Annotated in this window: 10 protein-coding genes; 4 read left to right on the top strand and 6 right to left on the bottom strand. The window is 44.7% G+C overall.

Translation table 11 applies throughout. The features are described 5' to 3' along the window. Positions 1–10: 10 nt before the first annotated feature. Both AB6D93_RS17860 and AB6D93_RS17855 read right to left on the bottom strand, forming a co-directional pair. Positions 11–1,675 (bottom strand): VRR-NUC domain-containing protein, encoded by a 1,665-nt coding sequence (locus tag AB6D93_RS17860; protein WP_102332908.1) that lies wholly within the window; start codon positions 1,673–1,675, stop codon positions 11–13. 57 nt (positions 1,676–1,732) lie between these two features. Further along, the gene (locus AB6D93_RS17855) at positions 1,733–2,971 is read right to left on the bottom strand and encodes an OFA family MFS transporter (protein ID WP_102332907.1); all 1,239 of its coding nucleotides are present in this window, start codon (positions 2,969–2,971) and stop codon (positions 1,733–1,735) included. 594 nt (positions 2,972–3,565) lie between these two features. On the opposite strand from AB6D93_RS17855, the gene AB6D93_RS17850 reads away from it, so the two are divergent. Continuing rightward, on the top strand, positions 3,566–3,946 hold the full coding sequence (locus AB6D93_RS17850; protein WP_017064770.1) for a hypothetical protein: 381 nt from the start codon (positions 3,566–3,568) through the stop codon (positions 3,944–3,946). A gap of 180 nt (positions 3,947–4,126) precedes the next feature. Here AB6D93_RS17850 and AB6D93_RS17845 read toward each other — a convergent pair whose 3' ends face one another. Then, a complete protein-coding gene (locus AB6D93_RS17845) occupies positions 4,127–4,471 on the bottom strand; it encodes a YajD family HNH nuclease (protein ID WP_017060876.1) in 345 nt (114 codons plus the stop codon). A 284-nt stretch (positions 4,472–4,755) separates the two neighbouring features. Here AB6D93_RS17845 and yghU point away from each other — a divergent pair, with 284 nt between their 5' ends. The 3 genes from yghU to AB6D93_RS17830 all read left to right on the top strand — a co-directional run bounded on the left by yghU (position 4,756) and on the right by AB6D93_RS17830 (position 10,887). After that, positions 4,756–5,613 carry a glutathione-dependent disulfide-bond oxidoreductase gene (gene yghU, locus AB6D93_RS17840; protein WP_102332906.1) on the top strand — a complete coding sequence of 286 codons (858 nt, stop codon included), beginning with the start codon at positions 4,756–4,758 and terminating at the stop codon, positions 5,611–5,613. 276 nt (positions 5,614–5,889) lie between these two features. Continuing rightward, positions 5,890–10,359, top strand: coding sequence for an SslE/AcfD family lipoprotein zinc metalloprotease (locus tag AB6D93_RS17835; RefSeq protein ID WP_102332905.1), 4,470 nt, complete (start codon positions 5,890–5,892; stop codon positions 10,357–10,359). A gap of 204 nt (positions 10,360–10,563) precedes the next feature. Continuing rightward, positions 10,564–10,887 (top strand): DOPA 4,5-dioxygenase family protein, encoded by a 324-nt coding sequence (locus AB6D93_RS17830; protein ID WP_017060873.1) that lies wholly within the window; start codon positions 10,564–10,566, stop codon positions 10,885–10,887. Between the two features lie 165 nt (positions 10,888–11,052). Here AB6D93_RS17830 and fruA read toward each other — a convergent pair whose 3' ends face one another. From fruA to fruB, 3 genes are read right to left on the bottom strand one after another with little or no spacing between them, the layout of a single operon-like run. Beyond that, the gene (gene fruA, locus AB6D93_RS17825; protein ID WP_102332904.1) at positions 11,053–12,813 is read right to left on the bottom strand and encodes a PTS fructose transporter subunit IIBC; all 1,761 of its coding nucleotides are present in this window, start codon (positions 12,811–12,813) and stop codon (positions 11,053–11,055) included. Between the two features lie 15 nt (positions 12,814–12,828). After that, positions 12,829–13,806, bottom strand: coding sequence for a 1-phosphofructokinase (pfkB, locus tag AB6D93_RS17820; RefSeq protein WP_017090852.1), 978 nt, complete (start codon positions 13,804–13,806; stop codon positions 12,829–12,831). 9 nt (positions 13,807–13,815) lie between these two features. Next, complete coding sequence (gene fruB, locus AB6D93_RS17815; protein WP_017067036.1) at positions 13,816–14,949, bottom strand: fused PTS fructose transporter subunit IIA/HPr protein; 1,134 nt, start codon at positions 14,947–14,949, stop codon at positions 13,816–13,818. Positions 14,950–14,961: the final 12 nt, after the last annotated feature.

Below are 14,961 nucleotides of genomic sequence, written 5' to 3'. Positions count from 1 at the left end.
GAGCTAAGACTCATTGATTGACGTAACAAACAGAGAAGGGGACAGACAATCGCTCAAACTCTTTGATCCAGCGCCACTGGTTGTCTTGCAGTTTATCGCCAGGGCCTTTGACTTCAATCCAATGAAACTCATCGCCCTTGAACGCAATCAAATCCGGCATCCCAGTTCTAAATAGCTTTAAGTCACTCAATATCACTTTGAAGAGGTCTACAACCAAGGCATTTGGAATTGAAGCCATGCCGTGTTCGATGAGTGCCTTAGGAAAATAATTCCAATGAACAAAGGGGTTCGCGATACCTTGCTTTTCATCGTAAGTATCAAGAAAATGGTTCAGCCCATGTTTGGATATCGTCTGAAACACGGCTTCAATCTGTTCGGCTCGCTTGTCTACGAAATCTGAATGGTACAGATCCAATGGTCGATGTTGGTAACGATTGATAAAGGCGCCTTCAACGTCTGCGAAAATGACATCCCACAAAGCCAAACCAAACAAGCCACACAGGAAACTGTTTTCTGAAAAGTAGACGTCCCAACCTTGGTTCTCAAAATGCTGCTTTACCGCAAGCTCGACTCGAGTTTGGCAGAGGTCTAATTCCAGTTTTAACTCTTTGCAGCTCGGCTTTATGGTTCGTGAAACTTTGTGCCCCTGTTTCCGTAGCAGCCGGTCTTCAAGCTTAATAGCGATTTCCAACTCTGACACATCCGATGGAGTAGCTTTCATTTGCGTGACAATGTCACACATTAAGTCTAGCGTACCTTGCTTATCATAGATGCGTGCAAGTCGTTCTCTGCTCGGAGGAAGTGTAGATTGTCTGAACCAAAAGATAGCTTGGTCGTTTAGATTAAGCCTTTCAAGATCGCGAGCAATATCATTGATCAAACGCGATCGTTTTCTGGCAATACTTCTGTGTTCTGATTCTTCAGGAATCGCATTTAAAAGCAGTTCCAGAAACTCGCCATCTTTGCGGTCACCTTCTGAATACAAGCGTTGAATATCGCGCATCTGGATTAATTGATTGAGCTGATCCCTAGAGGTGAAGAAGCGGTGTTGCTTGCTTAATGGGTAGTTCTCAAAGGTGTTTAGCCCAAGGTCGCTTAACACGAACTGACTTAAGTCTTGATAGGTGTTGGCAAAGAACAGCAACAGTAATACATCAATCACTTGAGATTCGATGACGTAAATACAGTCGAAAGAGAGGTTTTGAAATTGATCAAAAGGTTGCTGATCAAGCCGTAACAACAGCTCGTCTTTCTTGGCATTTCTATGGCTCTTAAGGGCGGGGAATACACTCAACAGCTCTGGTTTGGTGAGCAAGTGCAACCCGAGCTCGACCTCACTAATGGCGAGGTCATGCTGTTCTTCGGGATGACTCAACCCAATGAAGCCTGAGCTGTTTAGCTCTTGCAGTACGGTCTTTAGATCTGGGATCTCAACATAGTTGAGTTTATCGCTGCGAAACCAACGGCCTTTACGAGAAAGCAAACGAACCATTAGGCATTGGCTTGAAACAGAAAGACGTTTGTATGCGGACAACCAACGACATTCATCATCACTCAGAAGATCGGGGTAGAGCGTTTGAGCGTGTTCAACCAGTCGATTGAAGTTGTCGAGATAATAAGTGGGGGAGAGCTGAAGAGTGGTTTCGGTCGTCAATGGAGAAGTCGCTTGATACAAAAAGAGCCTAACCCTAAGGTTAAGCTCTTCAGTAACAAATTCAATCTTTTCTGTTGATTAAGCTTGTGATGCTTTTAGTTCAGCAACTTTAGCTTCAGAGATTGGTTTAGTGATGATTGCTAGAACAATACACACTGCCATCATAACTGCAGAGATTGTGTAAGCTAGGCCGTAACCTTCGCCGCTTGACATTGAGAAGCCAACAACTGCTGCACCGATAGCGCCGCCGATACCCCATGCCGTGTAAAGCACGCCGTAGTTAGTACCGTAGTTTTTCAGGCCGTAGAACTCAGCAGTTAGTGTTGGGAATACTGCTAGAAGCGTACCGTAACCAACCGCTGCGATAGCCGTACCAATGATTAGCGTGAATTCAGAGTTGAACGTAGCGAATAGAGCCATGTTCGCGCCTTGAAGGATGAACGCTAGAAGTAGAGTACGTACGCCACCGATTTTATCTGCAAGCATACCCGCAGCAACACGGCCGCCTGAGTTGAATACTGCAAGGATAGACGCTAGGTAAACTGCGTTTGGCAGGTTAGCTTGAACGCTAGCAATTGTAGTGATGTTACCGATGATCATTAGACCAACAGATGCAGCGAATGCGTACATGATCCATAGAGAGTAGAACTGAGGAGTCTTCAGCATTACTTTCCAAGTTAGGTCTTCAGTCTTCTTAACCGCTTTAGGAGCTTGGCCTGCTTTTACTTTAGGCTCAGCTGGCGTGTAATCCGCTGGTGGGTTGTTGATTGTTGCTGCTAGAGGTACTGCGATTGCAAGTACACCAACACCAAGAATCATAAAGCTAGTTTGGATACCCATGCTGTCGATTAGCGCAGAAGTTACTGGTGCTAGGTAAATAGCCGCAAGACCGAAGCCTGCTGCGATAAGACCGTTAACCATACCTTTCTTAGAAGAGTGGAACCACTTCATTGCTGATGGAGACAGACATGCGTAACCGAAGCCGATACCTGCACCTGTTATAATACCGAACGTGATGTTCAGCATCATAGGCGTTGTAGCGAAACCAGAAGCAATCATACCTAGGCCTGTAAGCGCTGTACCTAGGATAAGGATCTTACGTGGACCCATACGGTCTTGTAGGATGCCCGCAACAAGAAGACAAACAGAGAATGTGATAGTTGCAATAGCGTAAGGTGAAGATGCTTCAGCAGCACTCCAACCAGCTTCAGTTACTAGCGCTTTGTTAAATACACTCCAAGCATACAGGATGCCAAGACAAAGGTTGATACAGAAGCCTGCTAGCAGGATACGTGTTGCTTTATCAATCTTGCTCATTTTTATTCTCAGTTTTGTCATCGGTTAGTGGAGAGCCACTTAACTAAAGACGGGTTATTGTGATTGTTTCTTCAAAATTAGTTTGCGTTTATCAACAGATAGCGCAAAAGAGCGCGGATTATAACCAATTAAAATGTGATTGGAATCTCTTTTTCCATTTTTGGTAAATTAAATTCAATTTGTTAATAAGTTGTTTTTCATTGGTTTTTGAAATGTTTTTAACACCTCTCTATTTTGTTCTTTTTCGCTCTGTCTTCTTATTATTTCAGGGATTTTGAGGTGATGGTTTTTGAATAGACGCGTATTGCGTGCGGATATCACAGAGTTACAAATAATTTTAATTAATTTCCAAGGTTAAATTTGTGTAACAAAATAAATCGTAACAGCGCTTTGTTCATATGAGACAAGGAGTAACGGAGTTTTATTAAAAACAGAATGTTAAGCAATTGTTAAGGGTGATTTTTGTTAGTACTTTTGCTTACATTTTGTTCGATTGGAGGGGTTGTGTTGTCCGTAAAAAGTGGGAAAATAGTATGCAAACTGAGATTCCAAATTTGAAAGGATGCGTTTCCAACTTATGGTGAGGCGAGTATTATGAAACTGTTTTTAATTTTATTGATGTCAATTTCTGGTGGTGTAGCGGCAGCTGACCATATTCACTCTTTCCTATTCGGCTTCTATGTTGCGGCTCTAGCAGTTGGTAGTTGCTACTGGCTTGCATTCCGCAGTACGCGTTTCCCACAGTTGGCATTAGTGCTATTGATGTGTGGCTTTTTTGCGAAAATTGCAGTGACTGTTATCGGTGTTTCTTGGGGTATCTCGAACGATATCATTCAATCGCCGTTCATTTTCTCATTGTCATACCTGTTCTTCTTAGTGGTTGTGTCTTACGTTTGGTTTGCATACCGCGATAAATTGACGCTAAAACAACGCGCTAAGAAGGTAGAAGAGTCTCGCAAGCAAGCGGCAGCATAATTCGATTTGATTCTTAAAAAGCCTTCTTCGGAAGGCTTTTTTGATCCTGCCTACCTGAACTCTATTATTTGGTTATGACGGCAGATAAAAGAAACCCCAGTATGATGACATACTGGGGTTACTTGTTATGTATCTATTATCTAGCAGTTACCATCTACCAAAGACTACTCTGAAGGTGTGTTATTTCTTCATCATCTTAGCGAGATCGGCGAACGGGTTGTGTGTCGCTGACTGATGATCATCTAAACTCGCTTTTGCATCCACACCATAACGCTCATGGTCAGTGTATTTTGAATGCTCATGATCGTGACAGTACAGGCACAGTAGCTCCCAGTTGCTGCCATCTTCAGGGTTGTTTGTATGGTCGTGATCCACGTGGTGAACGGTAAGCTCTCGGAGGTTTGAGTAAACAAATTCGCGCGCACATTTACCACAAACCCAAGGGTACAGTTTTAGTGCTTTTTCGCGGTAGCCTTTCTCTTGGCGAGCATACGCTGCACTCGAACCTGTGAAATCAGAAGACATTGCCAAATCCTTATCAATTGTAATATCCCGATTTTATCACAGCTTTCTTGAAGCTGTCGGTATGTCGTTCGTAAAATCATTGCTAAATGATGCAGTGGACTTATCGATATTAGATTGAAGTTTGAATACAGACTTACCTTCTACACACTAACGCTTAAGCGGGTTATGTCTTTCTGGAATAAGCCATGCTTAACAGTTTGAAAATAAATCGTATTCAGGGGTTTTAACCGCAGGCATGTGACCTAATATCAGTTTGTGAGACCCTATATTAATAAGGAAATATCATGTCAGAACAATACACTCCGCCAAAAGTTTGGGTTAACGATACTGCTGGTGGTAACAAGTGGGCAAACATCAATAGTCCTGAATCTGGAGCTCGCTTTGATAAAGAGCTTCCTGTTGGTGACCATGCTTTTCAATTGTATTCTCTTGGCACACCTAACGGTCAAAAAGTCACTATCTTGCTGGAAGAGTTGTTAGCGGCGGGTGTTAAAGAAGCTGAATATGATGCGTACTTGATCAACATTGGTGAGGCTGATCAGTTCTCTTCTGGCTTTGTTGGCGTGAATCCAAACTCCAAAATACCAGCACTTGTCGACAAGTCTGGTGACGAAGACGTGAATGTATTCGAATCGGCATCTATCTTGATGCATCTAGCAGAAAAATTTGGTCACTTCTTACCAAAAAAAGGGGCAGCAAGAACACAAACCATTAACTGGTTGTTCTGGGCACAAGGTTCTGCGCCATTCCTAGGTGGTGGTTTTGGTCACTTCTACGCTTACGCGGATGAAAAGCAAGAGTACCCAATTAACCGCTTCGCAATGGAAGCTAAGCGTCAACTAGATGTGTTAGACAAGCAACTTGCTAACAGCACTTTCGTTGCGGGTGAAGAGCTGTCTATTGCAGATATCGCGATTTGGCCTTGGTACGGTAACTTAGTACTTGGCAAAATTTACGACGCAGCCGAATTTCTACAAGTTGAGTCTTACACCAACGTTGTGCGCTGGGCGAAGCAGCTAGAAGCGCGTGAAGGTTTCCAACGCGGCCGAGTGGTTAATCGTTCATTTGGCGAAGAGTGGGAGCAAGTACCAGAGCGCCACTCTGCGGAAGACATTGATCGAGTTTTAAAGCTTAAGCCTTAGTTCTTTTTTGAACGTGTTTTTGGCAGATATACCCTATCGGTCTTAATGTTAATGGCTAATTGAAACGCCATATCTCAATCGAGATATGGCGTTTTTCCGTTTTAAGGTAGGGAGAGGTTTTGTAATTGGAATGAGAGTCTCAATTATCATTTTGTTTTTCTTATTCAATCGCTTATGAGTAATGGTCTTTGTGGTTAAGACAAAAAACAATAGTCATCGAGGTGGAGTAAATCTATAAGATAACGGTCCACTTTAAATTACGATTAACTTCGCTCAATGAAAAAAAACTTAATTGCGTTGGCTATCATATCCACGGCTCTTTTAGGGTGTAATCACGACTCACTAAGCTATAGTGGTGGCCCTGATACGGCTCCTCCAACAGATATTGTACCACCAACGGACATTCTTCCTCCGACAGATATTGTTCCACCAACGGATATTCTTCCGCCGACTGACATTATTCCCCCAACAACTTACATCGGTTCACTGTTGTCGAGCGGGGCGTTTGTTTCTGGAGATGTGTACTGTGACGGCATTCATCTTGAAAACGGAACGTTCAGTGTAAAACAAGGCGTGAGTTTTAGTTGTACCTTGGGTCACCTTACTTTAGGTGATTTCACGGCTCCTTTCCCCGAAGTCACAGAAAGCACGATTTCAAATGATGCGCTTCATGCGGCATTTGAGTTGACAGAATTACATGGAGACAACGTTACCAAGGTACTCGAATCAATTGATGTTTGTGAGACTGAAAGTGCTATCTGTCTAAAAGAGCTGGATGCTTTTGATATTGAGGATGTGTTCTCGCAGCTTGATGATCAAGATGCTGTCGATGCGTACTTTTCATCGAAAGAAGAGGAGTCTACAGATGAAGTAGGTAAGGCTCCTAGTTCACACGTAGACACAACTGTTGTTCCTGCGGTTGACCCTAATGCGGACAATAACCTTAACGCTGGTTTTGTTTCTGCAGACGCGGAGTCTACCTATGCTTATAAGCCAAGTGTTGAAGGTAAGGTGTTAACTCGCAGTAAGCTTACAGACGCTAATGGTACGCCGATTTCTGGGATCAGTTTCTTTTCGGCTAACGCGACGGGCGTGACGGATGAAGAGGGAGTCTTTGAGTACCTGTGGGGCGACAGAATCGTTTTTGGTATTGATACGTTTGAGTTTGGCTCCATTACGGGTAATCAGGTTGCTTATAAATTGTCTGATGTGACCAATAATGTGGTTGAGAAAGCGAATATCCAGTCATTACTAGAGCGCTATGCGGTTGATCATGTAAGTTATTATGAGATATCTGAAGAAGTCCAAGATACCTTTTCAAATTACCCTAACGTTATAAATGAGTTGATCAACCTAACTCTGCCAAATGGGGGGCTGATAGAGGGTACAGACTTCGAACTTCCTAATGAGTTTGTTGGTCAGTTTAGCCAAGGGTTAACGGCAGTCATTGATGAGCAGCTGCGCCAAACGCCTCAGTTTATGGATTATGTTCGTCAACCTGCCGTTTTATCTATGAATTCTGGTCAGTATGTAACAGAGTCTCTGCAGCAAATCTTCCACAACGTCACCAAATTCCATGTCTTCAATGACAATGGTAGCTTTTACGGTGCGACGGGGTATACCCGTGGTATGCGAGCTCTGAACATATCGAACAGAGCATTCCCTGTGGTGATGCCAAGAACTGATAAAAACCGTGAGCTTTACTTTGGTGAGCAACAGGCTTGGACTCGTGAAGGTAAGCCTTACATCGCACAACACCCAAGCATCTCGATGCCTCCGATTCCTTTAGTCTCTGAAGACAACGCGACTTATGGTTTCCCATTCGTTACTGCAGGCGAGATAGGCAAAGGTAAGGTCGTGTTCATGGGCAATGGCTTATATCCAAGTATTCTGTCATGCCCAGAGAATTATTGGGCTAATCGCACATTACATATCGACAGCAACAAACAACAGTGCACTGTTTCGACGTTTGAAAACCTACTACATGATGACCAAGGCAGCATGAGGTTGTTTTTCTCGAACTTGTTTGAGTGGTTCAATAATGGTTTGCCTATTGCTGGGATGAATGCAGTGACCAATATTGACCAAGCCTATTCGGCTTATCACCACTCCACAATGGGTAAGCAGTACACGTTTTTTGTTAGTCCTCAGTATGGTTTTGCGTCAGTAGAAAAGCGTGGTTCAGGTGACTTTGATGATTTGGATGCGAGTAATACGCCGATTTTGATCCTTCAGGCATACCCACCTAAGTTGGTTCAAGATGGCATGACTAACCAGTTTGTTGCTGACTTGGATAACCCGAACTTAAACCAAGACGATATTACGGCTCTTATTAACTATGTTAATGACGGTGGCAATATCTTGTTTATGGATGCGATTCAAACGACTAATCCTGAACCTGTTGGACGCTTGGCAGATGCCGTAGGTGTATCTCTTGGTGGTGAAAACGTTACCCCGACAAACCAAGCTTTCTGCGGTAGCTCTTATTACTGCCAAGCACCTTATCCTAATCTTCACGTGAAGAGTCAAAAGGAAATGGTGGTTCTTGAGCGTTTTCAAGATAACCAAGGAGAGCCTCCATTCACGGTAAATCAAGATGGTACGGTTGAGTGGATCAAAGATGAGTCCAAGATTAAGTTTGAGATCCCGACTTATGAGGTTACTAAGTTAGACGCTGAAGGGAAGCCAGTGCTTGATGCGTCTGGTGTAACAGTAATGGAGAAAAAATCCGCACGTATCTTTGTTGAATCGGCAGAAGAGCGTGAAGCGGCGATCAAAGAACTGCAATCTGCATTTGTTGGAACTGATCTTTGTACAAACGATTATGAATATGAATTTAACTGTATTGAGACTCGTTCTGGAGACGGTGTTACTGTTCGTGGTGCTTATCATCGCGCAGACTTTGATCGCTATGAAGTAAGTGAAGCTGTTGTTGGTAGCATGGTTAAAGCGGCGAACTTGGGCACTAACTTTACGGCGCTTTATGAGCATGAAATTTACTATAGAACAAAAGGTACTCAAGGTAAGCGTCTGTCTAACAGCGAATTGAATCAAGCGTTTGATAACCTGTCTGTTTGGATGTGGAATGACAACGCATACCATTTTGAAACAGAAATACAAGATGAGTTGGGGTTCAAGCAGGCTGTTCAGTTCCTTAACTGTTATACCGAAGACTTACATCAAACAGACACAATGGATGCACAGTGTCCTGTTGACCTAAAAGCGTCGTTAGTCGCTAATGGAATGATTCATGGCGAAGGTGAGTTATCTGGGCAGTTGAATCCTAGCTATCCATTAAATTACATGGAGAAACCTCTGACTCGTATTATGTTGGGGCGCTCATTCTGGGATCATGAAATCGTTGTTGATACCACAATGTATCCGGGTCGAACTTCGGGGGCATCTTCGTCAAGTACGGTAATGGTTCAGACCAACGGTAAAGCGGTGACGTATTCGGCAGGAAACAATCAATCGACAGGTCTGTGGGCACCTCAATTACAAGAAGTAACCATTCAAGATGGCGTGGCAGCTACGATTACTGTGATGATCGCGGATGATCTTACAGGTAAGCCGAATCACGAAACGAGTTTGAAACGCCCTCCACGTATGCAAACCAGCTTTGACTACAATGGTTCGAGCTTAACTTTCAAGGTTCCATATGGTGGCCTTATTTACATTCAACCGAAAGTAAAAGAGCTTGGTGAAGTCTCGTTTAGCATTGATGGCGCGTTAAAAGCGGCTTGGTGGAAAGAGGGACAGTGGATTAACACTATTCAATCGGCAGACGCACCAATTGCAGAAATCGATACGGGTTCATTTATTTACACTACACCAATCAGGAATCTAGAATCCGCTGATTTGAACCAATTCGCAACAGATATGAATCGATTCGCTGAAGCGGCAAGTGACTTCTACGGGCGTGATGAGAAACAAAGCACTGGTTTACACCGTAGGTTCACTTATCCAGAACTGAATGCGTTCCGCCATCGTTTTGTGAATGACGTGCAGATTTCGATTGGCGCTGCTCACTCTGGCTACCCAGTGATGAATTCAAGCTTTAACGCAAATCGGACATACATTCCAACCAACCCTGTGAACGATTGGTTGTTGTGGCATGAAGTTGGTCACAACTTAGCATCAGCTCCTTTCCTTGCGGCTGGTAGTACAGAAGTGACCAATAACCTTCTTGCGTTGTATATGCAGGAGTTAGAGGGGCGCAATGCAAACCCTGAAATGGATCGTATTAAATCGGATATTAAGAAAGCACCTAAATGGCTAGAGCTTAATAATGAACATGCGTGGTCACATGGTGATGCAGGTTTACGATTAGTTATGTTTGGTCAGCTAAAAATCTGGGCAAAATCGAACTTTGCAATTGATGATTGGTATACACGCGGCGCAAGCCAATCTGATGTGTATGGTGAAGATGAAGGCTGGAACATGTTCAAACTTATGCACCGTAAAGCTCGAGGTGATAGAGAAGGCGACTCGAATACGAACTATTGTAGTGCTAGCGAGACTGGGCTTTCTGGTGGAGACCTAATGATGGTGTGCGCTTCTTATGTTTCAAACTATGACTTAAGTGACTTCTTTGAAGTTTGGAACGTGGGCGAAACGTCCATGACTAATGCTGATGGCTCTAAGTCTTATAGTGGCGGAATTAGCTCTAAAGGTCTTAGTGCGGTTGAACAATTAAAACTAGAGAAACCAAACAACAGTCCTTTGAATGTTGATTCAATTTACTAACGCTAATTATTGCTAAAGCATTTTATAGCTTAAAAACAAACGCCACACTGAAACTACGTGTGGCGTTTTTGTTGGAATGCTCTAGAAATTTCAGCTAGATCAGTCTTCTACATGATGTTTAATACTTTGGCTGCCATTGGTTGACTGTCCTTGCTAGAGAAAGCAGGTTAAACTGTTCGCATCATAATTCTAAAGGATGGTGCCATGTACCACGGTCATATCTATTTCCCTCTGCGATTTGCAGAGCAAGCAGAAACACTGCGTCAGAAAATTTTAGCGGAACGTAAAGATGTATTAGAGGTTTTCCCATTAATACAGCGTTTGGTTGGTCCACATAAGATGCCAATGTTTGAGATTCACTTTGCGAACAAAGAGTCGGGCATTGTTGAATGGCTTGAGCAAGAACGCGGTGATATGTCGGTGCTTATTCACCCTGTAACTGGCGGTGAAGAAACTTTGGATCACACAGTACGAGCGATCTGGCTTGGTCGTGAATTGGGTGTCTTTGAAGAAACGCTTACTAGCTAATCAAATATACCAATATTGCACTTAACTCATTCCGACCGGAAAATACATGAACAATAAAAAGGCTCCTCAAATGAGGAGCCTTTGTTTTAAGGAGCCGTTTTACCAAGAAACCGGTTATCAAGAGCCTCTGGTTATCGGGCTGAACCGTTAACCAGAGTAGGGGGATTAAGCCTCTGCCGTTACTTTAGAGCCGCTCATCTTTTTAAGTGCTGCGTAGCCAAAGCCTGTTACTAGCGTACCTGCTGCAATCGCTACTAGGTACATAAGTACTGGAGAGATAGCGCCAGGAATCAGTAGTACGAATAGACCGCCGTGTGGAGCCATTAGCTGTGCACCAAACATCATTGATAGAGCACCTGTTAGTGCACCACCTGCCATACAAGCTGGGATAACACGCATTGGATCTTTCGCTGCGAATGGGATTGCACCTTCAGAGATGAAACATAGGCCAAGAACGAATGATGCTTTACCTGCTTCACGCTCGCCTGCTTCAAACTTGTCTTTCACTAGGAAAGTCGCAAGGCCCATACCTAGAGCTGGAACCATACCTGCTGCCATGATAGCCGCCATTGGTGCGTAAGTTTGCGAAGCCAGTAGACCAACACCGAATGTGTAAGCGGCTTTGTTTACCGGACCACCAAGGTCGAAACACATCATTGCGCCTAGAATCACACCTAGAAGAATCGCATTAGACGTACCCATGTTGTTTAGGAAGTCTGTCATTGCGCTCATTACGCCAGAAACAGGACCACCTACGATGTAAACCATCACAAGACCAGTGAACAAACTCGCGATAAACGGAATGATCAGGATTGGCTTGAGGGCTTCCATGGACTGTGGAAGTTGAACCTTGTCGGCAATGAATTTCGCTGCGTAACCTGCAATGAAACCTGCCGCGATACCACCTAGGAAACCTGCGCCCGTTGAGCTAGCCAGCATACCGCCAATTAGACCTGGAGCCAGACCCGGACGGTCGGCAATCGAGAATGCAATGAAACCAGCAAGAACAGGAATCATCAGTGCGAATGCAGAACCACCACCGATAGTCATCAGTGCTGCTGCCAGTGTGCCTTCTTCTTTAAACGCTTCGATACCGAATACGAAAGAGAGTGCGATGATCAAACCACCCGCAACAACCACAGGAAGCATGTGAGATACACCTGTCATCAGGTGCTTGTATACGCCTTTCTTCTCGTCAGCAGGCGCTGAATTTGAAGACGCTGTGTGTTGGTATGGTTTAGCTTCTGCGAATGCTTTTTCCATCTCTTGCTTTGTTTTCTTCAAAGCAGGGCTTGTTGTAGTTTTGTACAGCGCTTTGCCGTTAAAACGATCCAGAGGAACGTCGATGTCTGCTGCGATGATAACTAGATCAGCGTCTGCGATTTCTTGGTCTGTCAGTTGGTTTTTCGCACCTACAGAGCCGCGAGTTTCCACTTTGATTTGGTGACCTAGGCGTTTGCCTTCTGCTTCAAGCGCTTCAGCTGCCATAAAGGTGTGTGCAACACCAGTTGGGCAAGCGGTAATCGCTACGATTTTTTTGCTACCTGTGCTTGCTGTTGTAGAAGAGTTTGGAGAGGTACCAGTCACTTCAACAGTGCTTTCAACTTGAGATGCGTCTAGTACTGTTGCTTCTGCTACCGCTTTCTCTAGGAATGTTTTTGCATCCGCAGTGCATTCAGAGATAGCTGCTTGGTACACTTTCTTACCGACAAAGCGCGCTTTATCAACGTTGGTGTTGGCTGCGATAACCACAACGTCGCTGCTGTCGATAGTGTCTTGCGATACGGTTGAGTCAGGTAGCACGCTTGATTGACATTCAATAGCGGCGTTCCAACCCAGTGCTTTTGTCGCTTGCTCTAACAAGCCTGCGGCGATGATGCTGTTTGCTACGCCACTAGGGCAAGCTGTGATAATGGTAATATTCATAATAAACCTTTTGTCTTATTTGCTTGTGTCTAACTGGCTAGTTGGAGCACTAAGCGACTGTAATTGGATATTTTGTAGTACTGAATCCAGCTCTTGTTGGCTGGTGATGCCCACGCCTACCTGTGAAACTGCTAGAGCAGATAGGGCGGTTGCGAATTTAATAAGTTCTGGTTTTGGCATCTGTTGCATGTGACCCCAACATAGGCCAGCAACTAAGGTGTCGCCTGCGCCTACCGTGCTTACTACTTGCATGCGCGGTGGTTGAGCATGTAACCATTCACCTTGGTTTAGCCACATCACGCCTTCTGCGCCAAGTGACACCACGATGTTTTCAATACCTTTTTCACTTAGGGCTTGGCCTGCGTGTTGGCATTGGTCGCGTGTGGTTAGTTCTGCATTGAACAGCTGAGACAGCTCTTCGTCGTTTGGCTTAATCAGCCAAGGTTGCGCATTGATACCGGCTTTAAGTGCGTCACGGCTGCTATCAAATAGCACCTTCTTACCTAAATCATGTAAGCGTTGAACCCAAGAAGCGCAAAGTTCAGGGGAGATACCTTGTGGCAAGCTGCCTGCAATTACGAAGTAATCGTGCGTTTCAGCAAGTTCTAATAGGGTTTCTTCGAACGCTTTAATCGCGTCAGCATCAACAGGAACACCTGGGAAGTTGATGTCGCTTACTTGGCCTGAATTTTCTACCAATTTCACGTTGATACGAGTCGCGCCGTCGACACGGATGAAGCGGTCAGTTGCGCCCATCTGCTCAAACAGTTGGCAGAACGCTTCTTCGTTATTGCGACCAAGGAAACCTGTTACGGTCACTTTCGCGCCAAGCTCTGAAAGTACTTTCGCTACGTTTACGCCTTTGCCCGCTGCATGCAGAGAGCCTTTGTTTACTAGGCTCACTGAGCCCACATTAAGTGCGTCGATAGCGCCTGTTAGGTCGAGAGCAGGGTTTAGCGTAACGGTAACGGCTTTGATTTGTTTATCAGACATATCGATTCCTTAACCTTCGCCAAGGCCTGAAGCGATAGCTTTACCAATCGATTCAAGTGCTTGTGCTGCATCTTCACCTTCAGCAACAAACTGAAGCTGGTGGCCGTGTTTAACGCCAAGCGCGATGACTTTCATCAAGCTCTTCGCGTTCACTTCTTTTCCGTCGCCATCTAGGTTTGAAACGCGGATCGTTGATTCAAACTTCTTCGCTTCAGCAACTAGCATTGCACCCGGACGAGCGTGTAGGCCGTGTGCGTTTTTGATTTTGAATACTGCGCAGTTGTCATCGTCTTGAGAGGCTGTAGAAACCGCTTCACCTTTCAGAAGGCCAATCACTTGCGCTGCGTCAGCGGCTAGCAGTTGTTGCTGTTTACCTTCGAAAACCATCTTGCTTAGGTTTGCCAGAATAGATTGGTGCGCGCTGTTACAAGCAGCAAATGCGACCAATGCTTTAACTGGTGTACCTTCGTATTCACAATGGTTGGCTGTTGAAACGAAAGATACGCCAGTGCGAGTTACACCTTTGTCGCTGCCCAACAACCACAGGCCTTGGCCTAGGTGAGTTGGTGTTTTCGTTACCAGGTCAGCAACGAATGCGTTGTCTGTGCAACCTGTGTTTTTAAGTAGGCCGCCCGCAACTGCAGACATTTGAACCATGTCGCTCGCAGGGAATAGTAGCTGAACTAAAGAAGCGTCTAGGTCTGCTTCTAGCTGAACTTCGCCGTTAAGTAGGGCGATGATTTCGTCTTCTGATTTCGCTTGCTTTAATTTCTCTTCAACGCCGTCAGCCGCTAGCACTTTCGTTAGCTGCTTAAGAATGCCTAAATGCTCGTCAGATTTCGCTGCAATACCAATTGCTACGTAAACACGGTTGCCGTCTGCCCAATCAATACCTTCAGGGAAGTGGTGTACCGCAACGCCTGTCTCTTTTACTAGGCCACGCGTGTCCGTTGTGCCGTGAGGAATCGCGATGCCGTTACCTAGGAACGTAGAGTTCTGGTTTTCACGGTTCAACATTCCTTCAACGTAACCAGAGTCAACTAAGCCTTTCGCGGTTAGGTCGCCAGCAATGTTTTGGATAGCTTTGAATTTGTCTTCGGCAGTTTGGCCTAGAGTGATGTCAGATTTTGATAATTTAAGCATGGTGCCTCTTTA

Origin of the sequence: Vibrio sp. 10N.247.310.23 (assembly GCF_041467155.1) — a bacterium.
Taxonomy (GTDB): Bacteria; Pseudomonadota; Gammaproteobacteria; order Enterobacterales; family Vibrionaceae; genus Vibrio; species Vibrio crassostreae_C.
This window is presented reverse-complemented; position numbering and strand designations above follow the sequence as displayed.